Consider the following 20,334-nt stretch of genomic DNA (forward strand, 5'->3'; position numbering starts at 1 on the left):
AGTGCAGGAGACGGGATGAACATTGCAGAAAACACGCAGATCACGGCGGCCGACCACGACCGCCAGCGACATGACACAAATGCCGGCGGTGCCGGCACCGAGCCGCTGAGACGGTTGTTCTATCCGCGCTCGGTCGCGCTGGTCGGTGCATCCGAACGTTCGCCCTGGTCGCATCTGCTGCATGCCAACATCCGGCGCGTGGGTTTCGCGGGGCGCATCCATGCGGTCAACAAGACTGGCGCGGCGGCACATGGCTATCCGGGCTATCGGTCATGCAGGGAGATTCCGGAAGCGGTGGATTGCGCTTACCTGTTGGTCCCCCTCGAAGCCGTGCTCGATGCGTTCGACGACGTCGCCGCGAGCGGCATCAAGTCGGCCGTCATCCTGACTTCCGGCTTCGCCGAAGCCGGCGCGGAAGGCGCCAGGCTCCAGGATGAGCTCACGCGGCGCGCGCGCGCGGCGGGGGTGACCTTCCTCGGGCCCAATTGCCTGGGTTTTGCCAATCTCGCGATGCGCGCGGCGATGACGCCGATGCCCTTTCATCCGCCCTTTCTCGCGGGCAAGGTCGCGCTGGTGTCGCAGAGTGGTGCCACCGGGCTCGAGATCGTGGACATGGCGCATGACTGCAACATCGGCCTGTCGATGTGCATCGCCACCGGCAACGAGGCGATGCTCGACATCGCCGCGTGCGTGGATTTCCTTGTCGACGACGAGCACACCGAGGTCGTGATGGTGTTTGCCGAGACCCTCCGCGACACCGCGACCTTCGCCGCCGCGGCGCGTCGCGCGGCGACCCGGAACAAGGCGATCGTCATGCTGAAGGCCGGCGCCACGGAGCTCACCGCCAAGGTCGCCGCCGCCCACACCGGCTCGTTGGTGGGCGACGACGCCGTATTCGAGGCCGCTTGCCGTCAGCTCGGCGTGATCCGCGTGCATGCGCTCGAGGATCTCGTCGTCACTGCCGGTCTGCTCGCGCACACCGGGCCGCTGCCGGCGGCCGGCGTCGGCATCGTCTCGATCTCCGGTGGGGCGTGCACCCTCATCGCCGACCGTGCCGAGGCGCACGGCATGAGCCTGCCGCCGTTCTCCGAGGTGACCCGCGCGCGGCTGCGCGAAGCCGTGCCCGGGCCGGGCGAGCCGCTCAATCCCTTCGATATCACCGGTGTGGCGGTGCGCGACCCGGCGCTTTTCGAACGCGTGCTCACTGCGCTCGGCGACGATCCGGCGATCGGTTTCGTCGGCTGCGTCTACAGCATGCCGTGGAACGAGAAATGGGACAGGGTGCCGGCGATCGAATCGATCGGGCGCGCGCTCGCCAGGCTCGGCAAGCCCTCGGCGATGCTCAACCAGACGTTCAGGCCGCTCACCCAGAAGAGCCGCGACATCATGGCCGAGACCGGCGTGCCGGCGGTGTTCGGCGGGGTCGAGGCCGTGGTGGCGGCGCTCGGCCGCATCAGCCGCTGGAGTGCATGGCTGAAGCAGGAGCCCGCCGTCCCGCGGGCGCCGGTGCCGCTCGCCGGCACCCGTCCCGACGGCGAGCGCGCGGTGCTGGACTACCTCGCCGCGCGCGGTGTGCCGGTGATCCCGGCCAGGCTCGCCACAACCCGTGACCAGGCGGCCGACTTCGCCGCCACGCTGGGCTCACCGGTGGCCCTGAAGATCGCTTCGCTCGATATCGCGCACAAGACCGACGTCGGCGGGGTGAAGCTCGACGTGCACGGCGACGCGGCGGTTGCCGCCGCGTTCGACGCGATCCTCGCCGCAGTGTGCGCGGCGAAACCGGAGGCGGTGCTCGAAGGCGTGCTGGTCTCGCCAATGTGCGCTGGCGGCCTCGAGATCCTGGTCGGCACCGTACGCGATCCGCAGTGGGGCCAGACCCTGGCCGTCGGTCTCGGTGGGGTGTGGGTGGAAGCGCTGGCCGATACGCAACTGCACTTGCTCCCCGTCACCCCGGCGGAGGCCAGGGCGATGCTCACCGGGCTGCGGGCGGCAAAGCTGCTGCACGGTTTTCGGGGGACGCCGGCGGCCGATCTGGACCGCCTCGCCGAGGTGATCGCCGCCATCGGCGACGCGGCGCTCGCGCTCGGGGACGAGCTGGTCACCCTGGAAGTGAACCCATTGTGGGTGCGCGGCGACGAAATCGCGGCGCTGGATGCGCTGGCGGTCTGGGCCACGGCCGAATGAGGACAGAGCGCTCCGCCATGACAACAAGCGAAACCACGGCCGCCGCGCCCGTCCTGTTCGAGCGCATCGGCCGCCACATTGCGCTGGTGACGCTCAATCGACCGGACGCGCGCAACGCCATCAACGCGGTGATGACCAGGCGCCTGGAAGAGATCGTTCGCGTGGTCGAAAGCGAGCCGGAGATTCGGGTCTCGATCCTCGCCGCCGCGGACGGCAAGGCGTTCTGCGCCGGCGCCGATCTGGCCGAAGTCGCGGCCGGCCGCGGACAGTCACTGACGACGCCCGACGGCGGCTTTGCCGGCTTCGTGTTCGCCTCCCGCGAAAAGCCCTGGATCGCGGCGGTGCATGGCAATGCGCTTGGCGGCGGGCTGGAGCTCGCGCTCGCCTGCGACATGATCGTCGCCGCGGAAAGCGCCATGTTCGGGTTGCCCGAGCCGAAGCTCGGCCTCCTGGCGGCCGCCGGTGGCATGTTTCGCCTGCCGCGCGCGATCCCGCGGGCGATCGCGCTGGAGATGCTCACCACCGGCGCGCCCATCGATGCGCGGCGCGCCCATGCGTTGGGTCTCGTCAATCGCGTCGTCGACGAGGCCGCGCGGATTCAGGAAGCCCTGGCAATGGCCGAACGGATTGCTGCCAACGCACCGCTGGCGGTACGCGAGAGCCTGGCCGTGGGGCGCGTCGCGGCCGAGTGCGACGAGGCCGAATTGCGCCGGCTCTCGGCCGCAGCCACCGCGAGAGTGCTCGCTTCCGAGGACGCGACCGAGGGACCGCGCGCCTTTGTCGACAAACGTGCGCCGGTCTGGAAAAGCTGAGTGTCGCAAAAGGGGCAGAAAATGGTCGCGAAAGAACACGGGGCGCATCGTATCCCGGTCATCGTCGGTGTCGGCCAGATCAATGACCGGCTGGCCGACGATGCCGCGGCGCTCGATACCCTGGAGCTGATGAAGGTGGCGCTGGATCTGGCCGACCGCGATGCGGGCGGCGGATTCTTGCGCCAGGTCGAGTCGCTGGGCATCGTCGAGCAGATGTCATGGTCCACCGCCTGTTGGCCGGGACCGCACAAGATCACGCCCTATCTCCTCGATGCACTCGGCATCGCGCCGGCCCATGTCGAACTGACCGACGAGCCGAGTGGCGACAGTCCCGTGCGCCTGTTGAACGAGGCTGCCAACCGCATCGGTGCGGGTGAGATCGCGGTGGCAGCGCTGGTCGGCGGCGAAGCGCTGCGCACCGCGGCGCGCCGGGCGGCGCCGAAACGGGATCTGATCCGCGAGGTGACGGAACAGCGCGCGGGGCCGTTCCGCAAGAAATATGGGCTGCTGACCGCCACCGATGTCTATCCGCTCTACGAGAATGCCTGCCGTGCGGCCTGGGGGCAAAGCCTGACCGAAGCGCAAGCAGAGACGGCGGCGATCTGGTCCGGTCTGTCCGCCGCCGCTGCCGACAATCCGGGCGCCTGGATTCGCCGCCACCATGAACCGGAAGAACTGCTCGATACGTCGAGCGACAACCGGCCGATCTCGTTTCCCTACAGCAAGCTGATGATCGCCAACAACAGCGTCAACCAGGGCGCGGCGCTGATCGTGGCGAGCCTGGCGAAGGCCCGTGAAATGGGCGTGCCGGAGGAGCGGCTGGTCTATCTCGGGCCGGGCGCCGCGGCCCACGAACCCGAGGATTTCCTCGCGCGCGACCGTTACGACGGGTCGTCGGGCATGAGCGTTTCGATCCGGCGCACGCTGGCGCTGAACGGCCTCAGCGCCGGCGACCTGGATCTGGTCGAACTCTATAGCTGCTTTCCCTGCGTGCCCAAGATGGCGCGGCGGGTGTTGCCCTGGCCGCTGGACAAACGCCACAGCGTCTATGGCGGCTTGACCTTCGGCGGCGGTCCCATCGGCAATTGCATGATGCACGCTGCGGTGACGATGACGGAGAAGCTGCGCCAGGCCGGCCGCCATGGGCTGATCTTCGCCAATGGCGGCTACGCCACCCACAACCATTCCATCGTCCTGACCCGTGTTCCGGTCCCCGCCGGAACCTTCCCGCGGAGCTACGACTACCAGCACGAGGCCGACGCCCTGCGCGGGCCGGTGCCGGCATTGATCGAAGGCTATACCGGTCCCGGCGTTGTGGAGACCTACATGGCGCCCTACGGCCGCGACGGACAACCGATGTTCGCCACCATCGTCGGCCGCGCACCGGGCGGTGGGCGCTTCGTCTGCCGGGTGCCGAAGGACGACGCGACGACCTTGCAGGTCCTCACTTCGGGCGAAAGCGAACCCGTCGGCCGGAGCGGGATCGCCCACCCGGGCGCCGACGGCTATGTCGAATGGCGGTTTGCGGAAACACCGCGTGAGGCGCATTGAATGAAGGCTTATCCCGATCTGCTCGAGCCGCTCGATCCGGGCTTCGTGAGCCCGCAGGCTTTAACAATCAAGGAGCGCAAATGAACAGTGTCGATCGCGTGACGCCACCAACGAAGGCTTATCCCCACCTGCTCGAGCCCCTCGATCTTGGCTTCACCACCCTGCGCAACCGATCCATCATGGGGTCGATGCACGTCGGCCTCGAAGCCGAGGAGAACGGTTTCGAGCGTCTCGCGGCCTTCTACGCGGAACGGGCGAGAGGCGGCGTCGCGCTGATCGTCACCGGGGGGGTGGCGGTGAACGAGGAGGGCACACCTTTCGAGCGCGGCCCGCAACTGGCCGGCGCGGAAGAGGTCGCGCGCCACCGCATCGTCACCGACGCCGTGCACGTCGCCGGCGGCAAGATCGCGATGCAGGTGCTCCACTGCGGGCGCAACGTGAAGCACGGCAAGGGCGTCGCGCCGAGCCCGATCCAGTCGCCGATCTGGCCCTTCGTCCCGCGGGAAATGACGCCGGAGGACATCGAACGGACCATCGCCGACTATGTGCGCTGCAGTCTGCTCGCCCGCGACGCCGGCTACGACGGGGTCGAGATCATGGGCTCGGAAGGTTATCTCATCAACCAGTTCCTGGCGCCGCGCACCAACCAGCGCACCGACGAGTGGGGCGGCTCCTACGCCCACCGCATGCGCTTCGCGGCCGAGGTGGTGCGGCGTACCCGTGAGGCGCTCGGCACCAACTTCATCATCATCTACCGCCTGTCGATGCTGGAGCTGGTCGAAGGCGGCTCGACCTTGCCGCAGGGCGTGGAGCTTGCCGCGGCGATCGAGGCGGCCGGCGCGAGCATCATCAACGTCGGCATCGGCTGGCACGAAGCGCGGGTGCCGACCATCGCCACCAGCGTGCCGCGCGCGGCCTACGCCTGGGTGGCGCGCCTGCTCAAGGACAAGGTCGCTGTCCCGGTCGTCGCCAGCAACCGCATCAACACCCCGGAGGTGGCCGAACGGCTGCTCGCCGAAGGCGACTGCGACATGGTGTCGATGGCGCGGCCGCTGCTGGCCGACCCGCATTTCATCCGCAAGGCTGAACGCGACCAGGCCGACACCATCAACACCTGCATCGGCTGCAACCAGGCTTGCCTCGATCACGGCTTCAAGGGAATCGTCACCTCCTGCCTGGTCAACCCGCTCGCCTGCCACGAGACCGAGCTCCGCATCCAGGCCGCCGCGCGTCCCCGGCGCATCGCGGTGGTCGGCGCCGGGCCGGCCGGACTCGCGGCGGCCACCACGGCCGCGGCGCGCGGCCACGATGTCACCCTGTTCGAGGCCGATGCCGAGATCGGAGGGCAGTTCAACCTCGCCAAGCAGATCCCGGGCAAGGAAGAGTTCTTCGAGACGCTGCGCTACTTCCGCCGCCGGATCGAGCTCGACGGCGTGAAGCTGCGACTGAACACCCGGGTCACCGCCGAGGCGCTCGAGGCCGGGAGCTTCGACGACATCTTGCTGGCGACCGGGGTGACACCACGCACCCCCGAGATCGAGGGGCTCGACCATCCGAGCGTGCTCGACTATCTCGAGGTGTTGCGGGAGCACAAGCCGGTCGGTGACAGCGTCGCCATCATCGGCGCCGGCGGCATCGGCTTCGATGTCGCGACCTTCCTGACCCACAGCGGTGCGAGCGCGGCCGAGGATCCGCAAAAATTCTATGCGGAGTGGGGCATCGATACGCGCTACGGCCCTCACAGCGGGCTGCGCGCGCCGCACGTCGAAGCGCCGCCGCGGCAGGTCTGGCTGCTCCAGCGCAAGCCCTCGAAGGTGGGCAACGGGCTCGGCGTATCGACGGGCTGGATCCACCGCGCGGCACTGAAGCGCCGCGGCGTGCAGATGATCGCCGGCGTGGACTACCGGCGCATCGACGACCAGGGTGTGCACATCACCGTCGGCGGCGAGGATCGGATCCTGTCGGTGAAGTCCGTCGTCGTCTGCGCCGGCCAGCTCCCCGAGCGTTCGCTTGCAGACCGTTTGCGGCACCTGAACGGCAGGGTCCGTCTGATCGGCGGCGCCGACGAAGCCGCAGAGCTCGACGCCAAGCGGGCAATCAACCAGGGCGTCCGCATTGCGGCGGGGCTCTGACCATGCAGACCATCACTGAAAGGGACAAACCATGACCGACATCGCCGACAACACGGAATTTGCGCGGATCTTCGCGCTGCAGGGCAAGCACCAACAGCGCGTGCGTGCGACTTCGGCCACCCAACGCATCGCCAGGCTCCAGGCCCTGCGCGCTGCGATCCTTGCCCATCTTCCCGCGATCCGTGAAGCCCTGGCCGCGGATTTCGGCAAACCGGGCTTCGAAGCGGTGAGCGAGGTGATGGCCGTGCTGGGCGAGATCGATGCGATCGCCGCCGAGCTCGAGGCGTGGATGAAGCCCGTCGAGGTGGCGCCGAGCGCCCATGCGGCGCCCGGCGCGCGGGCACGTATCATCCGCGAGCCCAGGGGGCAGGTGCTGATCTTCGGCCCGTGGAACTTTCCCTTCGCGCTGCTGCTGCAGCCCCTGCTCGGGGCCATCGCCGCCGGCAACGTGTGCATCCTCAAGCCGTCCGAGCTTGCGCCCGTGACCGGCGCCGTGTGCGCCCGTCTGCTCCGTGAGGTGTTCGACGAGGCCGAAGTGGCCGTGCTCGAGGGTGGCCCCGAAGTTGCCGCCGCGCTGCTCGAACTGCCCTTCGACCACATTTTCTTCACCGGCTCCACCCGGGTGGGCAAGCTGGTGATGGCGGCAGCGGCCCGTCATCTGGCCTCCGTAACCCTGGAACTGGGCGGCAAGTCGCCCGTCGTCATCGACGAGGATGTGGACCTGCCCCAGGCGGCAGCCCGCATCGCTTGGGGGAAATACATGAATGCCGGGCAGATCTGCCTGTCCCCCGACTATGTGCTGGTCAAGGCTGCCCAGCGCGATGCCTTCGTGGAGGAGGTGGCGCGCTACGTGCGCGCATCGTTCTACCCCGGGGATGCCCTGAACGAGGCCGACTTCGGCCAGATCGTCGATGAGCGCAACCTGCAGCGGCTCACCGACCTGATCGCGGACGCCGTCGCCCGCGGCGCACGCGTCGCGCTCGGCGGCAAGGTCCGCGACGGGCGGCGGATCGAGCCCACGATCCTGATCGACGTCCCGCGCGACGCGGCGATCATGCAGGAGGAGATCTTCGGTCCCATCATGCCGGTGCTGACCTACGACGACCTCGACGACGTGCTGGGCGAGATCAACCGGCGCGCCAAGCCGCTGGCGGTGTATGTGTTCAGCCGGCGCGCGGAGTTTATCGACGCCGTGCTGTCGGGCACGTCATCGGGCGGCGCGACTGTCAACGATGTCATCCAGCACGTCGCCGAGCCCAAGCTGCCGTTCGGCGGCGTGGGCCCGAGTGGACTGGGGGCCTATCACGGCATCTGGTCCTTCCTCGCCTTCAGCCACGAGCGCAGCGTCTATTACCAGGCCGCCGATAACCCGATGGAGGCCTTCGCCCGTCCGCCTTATGCGGGCAAGCTCGAGACCCTGGAGAAGATGATCGGATGAGATGTCTACCATCCGGGTTTCACCCTCGCCGGTTTCAGTGAGCCTGTTCAGGGCACGGACGCAAGCTGCACGGTGTATTTGCGGATCCGTTTGGCGTTGGCGCCGGCATCGCCTACTCCGACGCGCGACAGCGAACGCACATCGATGCGGCTGCCGCTTGCGGACGGCATGATGCGGACGACGATGTCGTCCCTGAAACCGAACCAGAAGGTCGTCTCGGTCGCCTCGATACGACCGCTGGCGGCGTCCTGCGCGACGATCTCCCAGCCCATGGCGCGCGCCGCATCGAGGGCGAGCGCGAAGGCATCCGCCGGCGGCAGTCCGGTCGTCACCGGCTGGATGTCCGGATAGGCGCCGCGCTGGGCCTCGGCGATCGCCGCGCCGCCATGTTCGACCGGGTTCGCGTGCTCGCCGCGCAGCGGCAGCACGGCGACGAAGGTCGGCGGGTCGACGAGATCCGTGCTGATGTCGTGAATGGGCGGTACCTTGCGCGCCGCCTGCAACCAGTAAGCGGGCACGGCCGCGACCGCGAGACCGACCGCCAGCGCGACGACGAGTCGCGAGCCGCCACCGGCACGCAGTCGCGGCACGAGGAGACCGACAAGGGCGACGACGGCGACCCCGACGCCGAGGAACGCGGCCCATTTCAATAGCTGGAAGCCGTGCGGGAACGACCACAGGCCGAACCGCGTACCGGGGCCGGCCGCGAACAGCATGAGTACGGCGAGGATCGACAAGCCGAGCACGAGGCGGGGCAGGTTCATGGGGGCCTCCGGAAGGCCGCTTCGGCAGCGGCGGCGTGGCAGGATTGAGGGGGATTGTGCCAGCTCCGACCTCGATCTCGTCAAGTATCCGGACGGCCCACGAAGACGTGAGCGCCGACCGCCGCCTACAGGCGCCCGGCCCGCGGCGGCGACCAAGGTCGTGCGTGCGGCACGAGCCGGTGAGCCGGCCTCAGGCGACCAGCGCCGCCACCGCGGTGGTGTCCCAGTAGTAGGGTTCCACCTTCCTGATCCTGCCGGCTTCGACCGTCCACAGTTCGAAGATGGAGGTTTCCAGCGTGCGCCCGGTGGCCTTCGAAGTCAGGGTCAGGTCCATCATCACCGCGAAGTGGTGGCCTTCGGCGATGATGTGGCGGACGGTCGGGGTGAGGGTGGACCAGGTCGCCGCGATCTTGCCGAGCAGTTCCATCCAGCCGGCGAAGCCCTTGTAGGTGCCGGCATAGGGCAGGCCCTCGGATTCGCGGATCACGAAGTCCGGTGCGAGCAGGGCTTCCATGGTTGCGGCGTCCTGGGCGTTGTAGGCCGCGAAAAAGGCTTCAAGGGTTTCGCGGTCGGTGCGTTCCATCATGTCGATTCTCCAGGTCGGGGGTTCTTGGCTACAGCCTGCGTGCCCGTTCGCGCAGCTGGAATTTCTGGATCTTGCCGGTTGCGGTCTTGGGTAGCTCGGCGAACACCACGGTGCGCGGGCACTTGAAATGTGCCAGGTGGTTCCGGCACCAGTCGATGATCTCATCTGCGCTGACCGGGGCGGTACCGGGCTTCAGGGTGACGAAGGCGCACGGGGTCTCGCCCCATTTGTCGTCGGGGCGGGCGACCACCGCGGCCTCCAGTATCCGGGGGTGACGATAGAGCGCTTCCTCCACCTCCAGGGTGGAGATGTTCTCGCCGCCGGAGATGATGACATCCTTGGCCCGGTCCTTGATCTCGATGTAGCCGTCGGCATGCACCACGGCAAGGTCGCCGGTGTGGAACCAGCCGCCGGCGAAGGCGTCCGCGGTGGCGGCGGCGTTGTCCAGGTAGCCCTTCATCACCGTGTTGCCGCGCACGCAGATCTCGCCGAGGCTGGCTCCATCGTGGGGCACCGGCGCGCCGTCCCCGCGGTCGAGGACGATCACGTCTTCCTGGGTGTGGATGGCCACGCCCTGGCGCGCGACCCGCGCGGTGCGCGCCGGCAGGTCCAGTGCCGACCACTCCGGCTGCCACGCGCACAGCGCGGCGGGACCGTAGGTTTCGGTCAGGCCGTACAGATGGGTGACGCGAAAGCCCATCGCCTCCATGCGCTCGATCACCGCACCCGGCGGCGCGGCGCCGCCGGTGGCGATCGCGACCGGCGGGCAGACCGGCTCGGTCGGGCGCTCGGGGGCGTGGCTCAGCATGTTGAGCACGATCGGCGCCCCGCACAGGTGGGTCACCCGGTGGCGTGCGATCAGCGCGAACACCGCGGCGGGCTCGACCCGGCGCAGGCAGACGTGGGTGCCCCCGGTCAGGGTCACCGCCCAGGTATGGCTCCAGCCGTTGCAATGGAACATCGGCAGCGTCCACAGGTAGACGCTGCCGGGCGAGAGCTGGAACGCGAGCGCGTTGCCCATGGCGTTGAGATAGGCGCCGCGGTGGTGATAGACCACGCCCTTGGGATCGCCGGTGGTGCCCGAGGTGTAGTTCAGCGCGATGGTGGCCCATTCGTCGGCGGGCGGCGACCAGGCGAAACCGGGGTCGCCGCCGGCGAGGAAGGCCTCGTAGTCGCAAGCGCCCGCCAGCGCTGGCGCCGGGTCAGGGAGTGACGGACCGGGGAATGAGGGGTCGGAGATCACGACGACGCGCGGGCGTTTTTCCAGGCCGGCCAGGGCCTCGGCGACGACCGCCGCGTATTCGGCGTCGGCGATCAGCACCCGGCTGCGCGCATGGCCCAGGATGAAGCCGACCGAGGCCGCATCGAGTCGGGTGTTGATGGTGTTGAGCACCGCGCCGGCCATGGGCACACCGTAGTGGGCCTCGAGCATTGCCGGCACGTTGGGCGCCAGCACCGACACGCTGTCGCCCGCGGCTACGCCCGCGCCACGCAGCGCCGACGCGAGGCGCACGCAGCGCTCGAGGAAGCTGCGGTAGCTGTAGCCTCGTTCGCCATGGATCACCGCGGTCTTGTGCGGATAGACCGCCGCGGTGCGCTTGAGGAAGCTCAGCGGCGACAGCGGGACGCAGTTCGCGGCCCGCCGTTCGAGGCCGGGATCGGCTGGCGGGGCGGCGTCGGCACCCGTGGGCATGTCAGGCGAACTCGGCGAGCACGGCCTCGATCACCCCGTGCGCTTCGGCCGGCAGACTGCGCCAGCCGTCGCCGATGTCGGCCGCGAGCGTACGGCGGTAGCCGGTGTCCTGAGAGCGGATGGCGGGCATGAAGCCGGAATGGACCTGGAAGGACTGCTTCAGCTCCGGCGCGGTGGCGACCGCGACCGGGCCACGGCCGAGCGCCAGCGCATCGAAGACCTGCACTTCGGTGCGGTCCGGGAACTGTACGAACATCACCACCCAGCCGTCGCCGCCTGCCGGATCGGGCACGAACACCGGCGACTGGCCATAGCTGCCGGAGGGGAAGGTCCACGACGACTGCTCGCTCATGGTGTCGAGGTCGATGCACACCAGCGTCGACGGGATGTCGTCGCGCGGCAGTTCGTCGACCGGGACCACGCGGTAGGGGTGGTCGCGGTAGAGCTCGACCACGCCGGTGATCAGCATCTCCGGGTCGCAGCCGAAGTAGGCCTGCCACAGGTATTTGCCGCGCTCCAGGGCCGGGCGGCGCATGTCGCGCCCGTAGAGGATGGTGGCCCAGTGGCGCGCCGGATCGAGGAAGAGTCTGGTGTCCTTCAACTCGCCGGTACGGCCGTCGATCACGTAGCGCCCGACCGGTGCGGCGTCGGTCGCGGTCGGGGTCATGCCGCGCAGGCCGGCGACCGGTGCACGATCGCTTCCCCACACGGTGTCGGTTTCGTCGATCGCCCAGTTGATGTCCCAGCTGCTGGAGTGGGCGATGTAGAGGGTGATGTCGTCGCCGTCCTGGGCGTAGTCGGCGAACTGGTGGAAGGACTCGCACGGCACCCGCGCATGCGTGCACGGCACCGCGCGGCCGCGGTTCTCCGCGCTCAGGTCGCGCTTGGCGACGATGTGGATGTCGGTGTAGGGCGGGTGCGGCTTGGTCCGGCCGCGCCCGCCGACGGCGCCGGGTTCCTTCTGGAAGCCGACCTCGCAGTAGATGACGTAGTCGCGGGTGACCGTCACTTCGTGGACGCCGGTGGCGATGCGGGCGCCGGGCACGGCCCAGGTGTCGACGTCGCCCTTGCCGTCCCAGCGCACGATGTACAGCGTCGACTCCGCATCGGTGCGCGAACTGCCGACCGGGCGCATGGCCACGTTGCACCACCACATGCAGTCGTCGTCGAGGTCCTCGACCGGATGGCCGGTGGTGCACACCTCGGGAAACAGCGGGTGGGGCCGGATTGCCGGGTACTCGCCGACCGCGCCGCAGTAGCTCTTGAACTCGAGCGTGACCGGATCGAATTCGGCAGGGCGCTGCTCGTCGAAGGTGAGCAGCAGCCGGTCGCGGAAGAAGTGCGGCGAAGTATTGGTCATGGCGAAGCCGCCACCGGCGAGGATGGTGCCGAAGGTCGCCGGGTCGAGGCTGCGGGCGAGGCGGTGGATCAGCTCGGTGTCGGGCGTGGACACGAACTTCGAGCGCCAGTGCGGGCGGCCTTCGGCGTTGGGGGCGAGGTCCACCCGGGTGATCACGCCGGTGCCGGTGAACACCCAGCCGGCCAGCGCGGGCTGTGCCGGACCGATGATGAAGGCATGGCCGTTGAGACCCGCGGGCCAGCACCCGGCGGTGACGGTCAGGTCGAGGTCGTATTCCCGGCTCGGTTCCATTGCATGGTGAAACGCGTGATCCATGGCCATTCTCTCTTGGGGTGGGGGGTGGATGAAGGCGTTGCCGTTCAGACGAGCGGCATGTCGATCGCTTCAGCGATGCTTTGTTGTACGCCGTGCAGTGCAATCTCGTTGCGCCCGAACACCACGCGCGCGCCGGGCGAGCGCGACAGCGCGTCCCACGCTTCGGCGGCGACGCGGTAGTCCTCGGTCATGACCACGTGGGCGGTCGCGTCGTAGGCCTGCGCAACCTCGGCGCGGTAGGCGTCGTCGACACCGTCGCGCGGGGCATAGACGGCGAAGTGGGTGCGCGTGGTGCCGACGGTGTCGCCGGGAAACAGGCGAAAGACCTGGATGTACCATTTGCCCGGCACCACCGATCCGATGAAGAAGATGGTGTTGGGAAACAGGAAATGAACCGCGGCGAACTCGGCGGGCGGCCATTCGGCTTCGGGTTTGCCGACAAGGGCGCGCGCGCCCACGTCCGGGAAGGCGATCCGGTAGCCGCGCTCGAAGCGGTCGAAGGCGGCCACATTGGAGATGAAGTAGGGCGCCAGGGTGTGGTTGTGCAGGCGGGCGAAGTGATAGCTCTCGCCGTAGGTGTCGAGCACGTATTTCCAGTTGGCGCGGGCCTCGAGCACGCCCGACTTGACCGGCTGGCCGACGCCGAGCTCGAGTTGCGCGAGCTCGGGGGCGAAGTTGCCGAGGAAACCTTCGATATCGATTTGGGTCTCGCCCGGCGTCGCCTGCACGAAGATGATGCCGTTCCATTCGGCCACCGGCACGCGGGTCAGCCCGTGGGTGCGCAGGTCCAGCCCGTCGAAACCCTCGCGCCCGGGGATGGCCATCAGGCTGCCGTCGAGGTCGAAGGTCCAGGCGTGGAACGGGCACACGATGCGCCGCTGCGGCGTGCATTCGGTGACCAGGCGGGCGCCGCGGTGGGTGCACACATTGAGGAAGGCGTGGACCCGGCGGTCCTTGTCGCGGGTGATCAGGATCGGCGGGCCGGCGAGGTCGAACAGGATCACGTCGCCGGGGTTGGGGAGGTCGCCGCTCAGTCCGGCCACCAGCGGCGTGCGCCCGAAGAGTTCGCGCTTCTCGGCGGCGAAGCGGGCGGGGTCGGTGTAGACCGAGCCGTCGAACGCCAGGGTCGAGGCCGCCATGTCGGTGGTGCCGCCGGCCGCCAGATGTGCCACCAGCCGGCGGCGCATGTCGGCACCGATTTGCGTGCGCCGTTGCTGCGCGCTGCAGGATGCCGGGCCGGCATCCGCGTCCATCACTGCATCCACGGTGTTCCTCCTTTGTCTCGGCTGCTTCATCCGGCAGTTCGGATCAGTATGGGCGGCTATTGAAAAAGAATCAAGATTGTTTGTTTTGTGAGTCTGCGCTTATGGCTCCGCCACGCTTCGTCGATGCGCATCCGGTGCGGAGCAGGGCGCGTCAGCCCTTGATCCCGAGGTATTTCGGATTGCTCTCGGCGAGCTTGTGGCGGATCACGCCGCCGAGGTGGCGGCGCACGCTGGCGCGCAGCGCACCGTCGTCGGCGCGGCCGCTGCGGATCCACTGGGCGAGCTTGCGGTTGGCGGCGAGCAGGCCGCCGCGCAGGGCCGCGGGATCGTCGGTTTTGGCGGCGAACGGCTCGGACAGCAAGTGCTCGAGCGCGGCCAGTTCGGCACGCTCGGCCGCGTCGCCGTTCTTCAGCTGGCGTGCGGCAATCGACAGCGCGTTGGCCAGCATCAGCGCGGCGTGGCGCTTGTCGGCGGGCAGCGCCGCCATCAGCTCTTCGCGCAGCACGCTGCGGGCGGTTTCCAGGAGTTCGTCTCCGGTCGGGCGGTCGCGCATGTCAGGTCTCCTGCCGGGTCGTCGCAAGGGCGGTCTGTGCCCCCTCGGGGGGGTGAGGCAGGGGTTTCACGGCGCACTGCGCCGAGCCTGCCGAACGGACCGGCTGTGCAAAGGCGCCCCTCCGGGAATGAAGTGAGCGTGGGGGTCGTTTCATCACAGGCCTCCTGTCATCGAAAGGATTTCGTATTCCAGCTCCGGCACGATGTGGCCGGTGAGCGCCAGCAACAGCGAGCTTTCCTCGCCGGAGACGTGGCGTTCGGCCTGCTGGATGGCGATGATCGCCCAGTTCATGTGCGCCATGACTTCCCAGTAGGTGACCAGGGCGCGGTCCAGCGGCTTGCCCGTGACGCGCTCGTAGCCGCGGTACAGGTCTTCGCGCGCGCCCACGCCGCCGGCCTCGCGCTCGATCGCGCCGAAGCGCCAGCAGCGTGCGCAGAACCAGCCGATGTCTTCGAGCGGATCGCTCCAGCCGGCGAATTCCCAGTCGAGCACGCCGGTCAGGCCGTGCTCGTCGACCATGTAGTTGCCGGTGCGGAAGTCGCGGTGGCACAGCGCGTAGTCGCCGCGCGGCGGGGCGTTCAGCTCCAGCCAGCGCAGGCCCCATTCGAGCGCCGGGTGCGGGGTGTGGTGGCCGTCGAGGTAGTCGCGGAAGCGGTGCACCGAATGCAGCGCGGGGGCTTCGTCGTGGGTCGGCAGGAAGGCGAGATCGGCGCGCGGCGGGCGAATCGAGTGGATGCGTGCGAGTTCGGTGCCGAGGCGTTCGGCGAGTTGCACGCGGTCGCCGCCCAGCGTCATGTCCTTGACCAGCAGGTGGCCGGCGGCGGTGCCGCCGACGCGGCGCATGACGAAGAACTGGCGGCCGATGAGTTCGCGGTCCTCGCACAGCCACAGCGGCTCCGGCACGGTGACGCCGGCGGCGAAGGCGGCCCTGAGCAGGGCGAATTCCTGCGCACGGCTGTGGCTCAACGCCACCCCGGAGGGCGAGTCGGTGCGCACCACCAGTTCGTGGCTGCCGGCGAAGGGGCCGCCGACGATGTCCGCCCGGATCAACCAGTTTTCCTGGATGGCGCCGCCCGACAGCAGTCTGGCTTCGGCGATGGTGGCGCCGGTGGCGGCGGTGCTGTGGACGATGAAGCGCGCAAGTGCGCTCTGCGTGATCTCGTTCATTGCGGCTGGCCCTCGCGGTGGATGCCCTTCATGACCCGCTTGGCAATGCTCCAGCGGTGCACCTCGGACGGTCCGTCATAGATGCGGAACGCGCGCATGTCGGCAAAGATGCGCGCGACCACGGTTTCGCCGGTCACGCCCTGGCCGCCGAGGATCTGCACGCAGCGGTCGGCCACCCGCCACGCCGCTTCGGAGGCGATGACCTTGGCCATGCTGGAGTCGTGGATGGCGAGATGACCCTGGTCGAGCACCCAGGCGGTATGCCAGATCGCCAGCCGCGCCGTGTGCAGGTCCATCTCGTTGTCGGCGAGCATGAAGCCCACGCCTTCGTGCTGCCCCAGCGTCTTGCCGAAGGCCTGGCGGCGGCGGGCGTAGGCGGTGGCGATGTCGTGGGCGCGGCGCGCGGCGCCCAGCCAGCGCATGCAGTGGGTGAGGCGCGCCGGGGACAGGCGCACCTGGGCGTACTTGAAACCTTCGCCCAGCGTACCGAGGATGTCGGCGGCCGACACGCGCAGATCGTCGAAGCGCACCACGCCGTGGCCGCCGGGAAAACAATGGTCGAGCGTGTCCATCGAGCGTTCGACGGTGATCCCGGGGCGGTCCATGTCGGCGAGGAACATGGTGGCGCGGCCGTCTTCGAGTTTGGCCATGATGATGGCGAAGGCGGCACCGTCGGCGCCGGTGATGAACCACTTGCGGCCGTTGATCAGGTAGTCGTCGCCGTCGCGCACCGCGGTGGTCTGCAGCATCGAGGGATCGGAACCGGCGCCGGGGTCGGGTTCGGTCATGCAGAAGCACGAGCGCGTTTCGCCGGCGGCGAGCGGGCGCAGCCAGCGTTCCTTCTGCGCGTGGGTGGCGACCGCCTCGAGCAGGTGCATGTTGCCCTCGTCGGGGGCGAAGATGTTCAGGGCCACCGGGCCGAGCATCGAGTAGCCGGCTTCCTCGAAGAACACCGCCTTGCTGCGATGGTCGAGTTCGAGGCCGCCGTACTCCTTCGAGACGTGGGCGGAGAGCAGCCCGGCCGCTTTCGCCCGGGCGACGAGTTCGCGGCGCAGCGCTTCGGTGGGGCCGTGCGGCGTCTGCCGCGGGTCGCGCTCCAGCGGGATGATTTCGGTGGCGACGAAGGCGCGCACCCGCCGGCGCAGATCGGCGAGTTCGGCGGAGATGTCGAAGTCCATGAGGTCGGCTCCGGTGGGCGGTCAGCTGTAGTCGTAGAAGCCGCGACCGCTCTTGCGGCCGAGAAAGCCGGCGTCGACCATCTCCTTGAGCAGCGGCGCGGGGCGGTATTTGGGATCGTTGAAGCCGGCGTAGAACATCTCCATCACCGCGAGCATGGTGTCGAGACCGATCAGGTCGGCGAGCGCGAGCGGGCCGATCGGATGGTTGCAGCCGAGCTTCATGCCGTCGTCGATGTCGGCGGCCGAGGCCAGGCCTTCCTGCAGCGCGAAGATGGCTTCGTTGATCATCGGGCACAGGATGCGGTTCACCGCGAAGCCCGGGCTGTTCTTGGCGACGATGGTGGTCTTGCCGATGGTGGCGGCGAAGGCCTGGACCGCGGCCAGGGTCTCGTCCGAGGTCTGCAGGCCGCGGATGAGCTCGAGCAGCGCCATCATCGGCACCGGGTTGAAGAAATGGGTGCCGATGAAGCGGTCCGGGCGGCGGGTGGCGGCGGCAAGGCGGGTGACGGACAGCGATGAGGTGTTGGTGGCGATCAGGGTCGCAGGCGGCACGATGGCGTCGATCTGCGCCAGGATGCGCAGCTTGAGCGCCTCATTCTCGGTCGCGGCTTCGATCACCAGTTCGGCTGCGCGGAGGTCGGCGTACTCGGTGCTGCCCCTGATGCGGGCGAGGATCGCATCCTTGTCCGCACTGCCGATCTTCTCCTTCTTCACCAGGCGGTCGAGGCTGGCGGCCACGGTGGCCTGGCCGCGCTCCACTGCTGCGGACGAGATATCCACCATGATCACGAGCAACCCGGCGGCGGCGCACACCTGCGCGATGCCGTTGCCCATGGTGCCGGCGCCGACGACGCCGATGGTCTTGATGTTCATGTTGTCTCCTTGGTTTCCGGGTGGTCGGTTCACACGCGTTCGAAGATCGCGGCGATGCCCTGGCCGCCGCCGATGCACATGGTGACCAGCGCGTAGCGGCCGCCGCTGCGGTGCAGTTCGTGGATGGCCTTGGTGGTGATGATCGCGCCGGTGGCGCCGACCGGATGGCCGAGCGAGATGCCCGAGCCATTGGGATTGACCCTGGCCGGATCGAGGCCGAGCTCCTGGGTCACCGCGCAGGCCTGGGCGGCGAAGGCTTCGTTGGCCTCGATCACATCGAGGTCGTCGACGCGCAGGCCGGTGCGCTCCAGCACCAGGCGGGTGGCCGGCACCGGGCCGATGCCCATGTACAGCGGGTCGACGCCGGCGTGCGCATAGCCGACCAGGCGGGCCAGCGGCCTGAGCCCGAGCGCGGCGGCGCGCTTCGCTTCGGCCAGCACCACTGCGGCGGCGCCGTCGTTGAGGCCGGATGCGTTGCCCGGGGTGACGGTGCCGTTCTCCTTCTGGAAGATCGGCTTCATCTTTGCCAGGCTCTCGAGGCCCACATCGGCACGCACATGTTCGTCGATGTCGAACAAGGCAGGGCCCTTGCGGGTCTTGATCTCGACCGGGACGATCTGGTCCTTGAACCGGCCTTCCGCGATGGCGACCGCGGCGCGGCACTGGCTCTCCAGCGCGAGCGCGTCCTGCATCTCGCGGCTGATGCCGTAGCGCGCGGCGACGTTCTCGGCGGTGACACCCATGTGCACCTTCTGCCACGGATCGTGGAGGATGCCGTTCATGTAGTCGACCAGGCCGCTGTCGCCCATGCGTGCGCCCCAGCGCATGGCCGGCGCGATGTAGGGACCGCGGCTCATGGCTTCGGCGCCGCCCCCGATGGCGATGTCGGTGTCGCCGAGCAGGATGGACTGTGCCGCCGAGATGATGGCCTGCAGGCCGGAGCCGCACAGCCGGTTCACGTTGAACGCCGGGGTCCCCTGCGGAATGCCGGCATCGATCGCGGCCACCCGGCTGAGGTAGGCGTCGCGTGGCTCGGTGGGGATCACGTTGCCCATCACCACATGGCCGATCTGCGCTGCCTCGACGCCGGAGCGGACGAGGGCGGCACGGACTGCGGTGGTGGCGAGCTGGCTCATCGGCGTGTCCTTGAGCGAACCGCCGTAGGTGCCGATTGCGGTGCGGGCTGCACCGACGACGAGAATTTCACGCTGGGTCATGGAGGTCTCCTGGTTCTGTCTGGATACGGGGCGCCAATGGCGGGCGCCGGCGCTGCGTACCTGTGTTCGGGATGGGTCGGTTCTGCCTTGGTCCGGTGTGCTCTTGCCGGTGCTGGAACGCGGTGCGTTGCCCGGATCGAAAGCGGTGTACAGATGGTATCAAAAAAACAAAAGTGTTGGTTTGTATTGTTGAGGCGGAGGGCAGTGCCATGCGGATGGAGCTTGCCGGGCGAAGGTCGAACGGCTATCATTAAAAAACGTTCACGATGGTTTGTTTCCTGTCGACAGCCATTCCGTACCGCTCCGGGGAAACTCAGCCCTGTCTGTCAGAGGCGTGGGGGCGGGGGCTGGAACGATCCTCATGCTTGCGAGCGCACATCCTCTCCTCCCTCGGCGCTCGCCGGCTTTGTTCAGGTCGCCGACACGGTTCGGCGACCTGCTTTTTCGTTATCGACAGGGCGCGAAGCGCCGCACCGAACACCTTCACCGGCTCGACGACGAGTTTCGAACGCGGGTCGCATGGCAGCGCGGAGCAGGCGCACCGGGTTCTTCATCGACCTGAATGCGGTCGCAACCCGCGTTTGAGGGGCTGGTGTGAAGGCGTGCATCGAGCAGAAAATAAAAACATGAAATCCTGTTTTCTATTTCCGGGGCGTCGTCTATAGTTGCATTCAAAGCATGCGCCCGACCCCAACACACAAAGGGCGTTTGTGACCGAGGGCCTCCGATTAGAGAGACCCCGCGTTGGCAGAGCGGGACAACGGCTGGCTGGTGCACGGCTGACAGATGTCAGCACGGTGCGCGATGCGGACCATCGCATCGCATCCATTCCGCCGGACGTCCGCCAATGACACCAAAGGAGTGTTCGAGATGAAGTTCTTGCTCGCGATGGCGGCGGCGGCCGGTCTGTGGGGCTTGTTCGAAGCGTCGACCGGGGAGGCGGAGCAGGCATCGGCCACGCCGTTGGCAGGCTTCTACAAAGTGGCGCATTTTCCCCTGGCGGACTACCGCTGACGCGAAGAACGCGTTTCGAACCTGCCCGTTCCGCAACCGGATGGCAGGACCATCCGCGCGGGACCGGCCGCATGGGTCCGAATCCACAGGAACTGTGATCGCGGCGTGACTGCCGTTCCCGATCCGACCGTTCTCTCGCCGTTCAGGCGTCGGTGTGCCGTGTTCCGCCAGCCATGCCCGGATCGACCCGGTCGAGCGTCGTCCATTCACCGAGTCCCCCTGACGCCTTTCC

At 68.5% G+C, this 20,334-nt stretch carries 16 protein-coding genes; 6 read left to right on the top strand and 10 right to left on the bottom strand.

All coding sequences use genetic code 11. The features are described 5' to 3' along the window. Nucleotides 1–15: 15 nt before the first annotated feature. From AC3A35_RS19115 to AC3A35_RS19135, 5 genes are all read left to right on the top strand, one after another. The gene (locus AC3A35_RS19115; RefSeq protein ID WP_487437824.1) at nucleotides 16–2,184 is read left to right on the top strand and encodes an acetate--CoA ligase family protein; all 2,169 of its coding nucleotides are present in this window, start codon (nucleotides 16–18) and stop codon (nucleotides 2,182–2,184) included. A gap of 17 nt (nucleotides 2,185–2,201) precedes the next feature. Further along, nucleotides 2,202–2,996 carry an enoyl-CoA hydratase-related protein gene (locus AC3A35_RS19120; RefSeq protein ID WP_487437825.1) on the top strand — a complete coding sequence of 265 codons (795 nt, stop codon included), beginning with the start codon at nucleotides 2,202–2,204 and terminating at the stop codon, nucleotides 2,994–2,996. Between the two features lie 21 nt (nucleotides 2,997–3,017). Beyond that, nucleotides 3,018–4,547, top strand: coding sequence for a hypothetical protein (locus AC3A35_RS19125; protein ID WP_487437826.1), 1,530 nt, complete (start codon nucleotides 3,018–3,020; stop codon nucleotides 4,545–4,547). Between the two features lie 80 nt (nucleotides 4,548–4,627). Then, nucleotides 4,628–6,679 (top strand): oxidoreductase, encoded by a 2,052-nt coding sequence (locus tag AC3A35_RS19130; RefSeq protein WP_487437827.1) that lies wholly within the window; start codon nucleotides 4,628–4,630, stop codon nucleotides 6,677–6,679. A 31-nt stretch (nucleotides 6,680–6,710) separates the two neighbouring features. Beyond that, nucleotides 6,711–8,117 (top strand): aldehyde dehydrogenase family protein, encoded by a 1,407-nt coding sequence (locus tag AC3A35_RS19135; protein WP_487437828.1) that lies wholly within the window; start codon nucleotides 6,711–6,713, stop codon nucleotides 8,115–8,117. 47 nt (nucleotides 8,118–8,164) lie between these two features. Here the strand turns inward: AC3A35_RS19135 and AC3A35_RS19140 are convergent, their stop codons facing one another. The 10 genes from AC3A35_RS19140 to AC3A35_RS19185 form a co-directional block, all read right to left on the bottom strand. Beyond that, nucleotides 8,165–8,881: a DUF1499 domain-containing protein gene (locus AC3A35_RS19140; protein ID WP_487437829.1), complete on the bottom strand. Its 717-nt coding sequence runs from the start codon at nucleotides 8,879–8,881 to the stop codon at nucleotides 8,165–8,167. 190 nt (nucleotides 8,882–9,071) lie between these two features. Next, nucleotides 9,072–9,467 carry a nuclear transport factor 2 family protein gene (locus AC3A35_RS19145; protein ID WP_487437830.1) on the bottom strand — a complete coding sequence of 132 codons (396 nt, stop codon included), beginning with the start codon at nucleotides 9,465–9,467 and terminating at the stop codon, nucleotides 9,072–9,074. Between the two features lie 28 nt (nucleotides 9,468–9,495). Then, nucleotides 9,496–11,160 (bottom strand): AMP-binding protein, encoded by a 1,665-nt coding sequence (locus tag AC3A35_RS19150; RefSeq protein ID WP_487437831.1) that lies wholly within the window; start codon nucleotides 11,158–11,160, stop codon nucleotides 9,496–9,498. Between the two features lies 1 nt (nucleotide 11,161). Then, nucleotides 11,162–12,835: a carotenoid oxygenase family protein gene (locus AC3A35_RS19155; RefSeq protein WP_487437832.1), complete on the bottom strand. Its 1,674-nt coding sequence runs from the start codon at nucleotides 12,833–12,835 to the stop codon at nucleotides 11,162–11,164. A gap of 44 nt (nucleotides 12,836–12,879) precedes the next feature. Next, the gene (locus tag AC3A35_RS19160; RefSeq protein ID WP_487437833.1) at nucleotides 12,880–14,100 is read right to left on the bottom strand and encodes an aromatic ring-hydroxylating oxygenase subunit alpha; all 1,221 of its coding nucleotides are present in this window, start codon (nucleotides 14,098–14,100) and stop codon (nucleotides 12,880–12,882) included. 151 nt (nucleotides 14,101–14,251) lie between these two features. Further along, complete coding sequence (locus tag AC3A35_RS19165; protein ID WP_487437835.1) at nucleotides 14,252–14,653, bottom strand: DUF6285 domain-containing protein; 402 nt, start codon at nucleotides 14,651–14,653, stop codon at nucleotides 14,252–14,254. A gap of 153 nt (nucleotides 14,654–14,806) precedes the next feature. After that, the gene (locus AC3A35_RS19170) at nucleotides 14,807–15,820 is read right to left on the bottom strand and encodes a phosphotransferase family protein (RefSeq protein ID WP_487437837.1); all 1,014 of its coding nucleotides are present in this window, start codon (nucleotides 15,818–15,820) and stop codon (nucleotides 14,807–14,809) included. Beyond that, entirely contained in the window at nucleotides 15,817–16,998 is a 1,182-nt protein-coding gene (locus AC3A35_RS19175) for an acyl-CoA dehydrogenase family protein (RefSeq protein ID WP_487437838.1), read from the bottom strand. Before AC3A35_RS19175 ends, AC3A35_RS19170 begins: the two co-directional genes overlap by 4 nt. A gap of 21 nt (nucleotides 16,999–17,019) precedes the next feature. Continuing rightward, nucleotides 17,020–17,904 carry a 3-hydroxybutyryl-CoA dehydrogenase gene (locus AC3A35_RS19180; protein ID WP_487437840.1) on the bottom strand — a complete coding sequence of 295 codons (885 nt, stop codon included), beginning with the start codon at nucleotides 17,902–17,904 and terminating at the stop codon, nucleotides 17,020–17,022. Continuing rightward, nucleotides 17,901–19,088, bottom strand: a complete 1,188-nt coding sequence (locus AC3A35_RS19185) for an acetyl-CoA C-acyltransferase family protein (RefSeq protein ID WP_487437841.1) — start codon at nucleotides 19,086–19,088, stop codon at nucleotides 17,901–17,903. The genes AC3A35_RS19180 and AC3A35_RS19185 overlap by 4 nt, the downstream gene beginning before the upstream one ends. 870 nt (nucleotides 19,089–19,958) lie before the next feature. Between AC3A35_RS19185 and AC3A35_RS19190 the strand changes: the two genes are divergently transcribed. Continuing rightward, on the top strand, nucleotides 19,959–20,102 hold the full coding sequence (locus tag AC3A35_RS19190; protein ID WP_487437842.1) for a hypothetical protein: 144 nt from the start codon (nucleotides 19,959–19,961) through the stop codon (nucleotides 20,100–20,102). The last annotated feature ends 232 nt before the right edge of the window (nucleotides 20,103–20,334 follow it).

This window comes from Azoarcus sp. Soil_N_20, assembly GCF_057656155.1.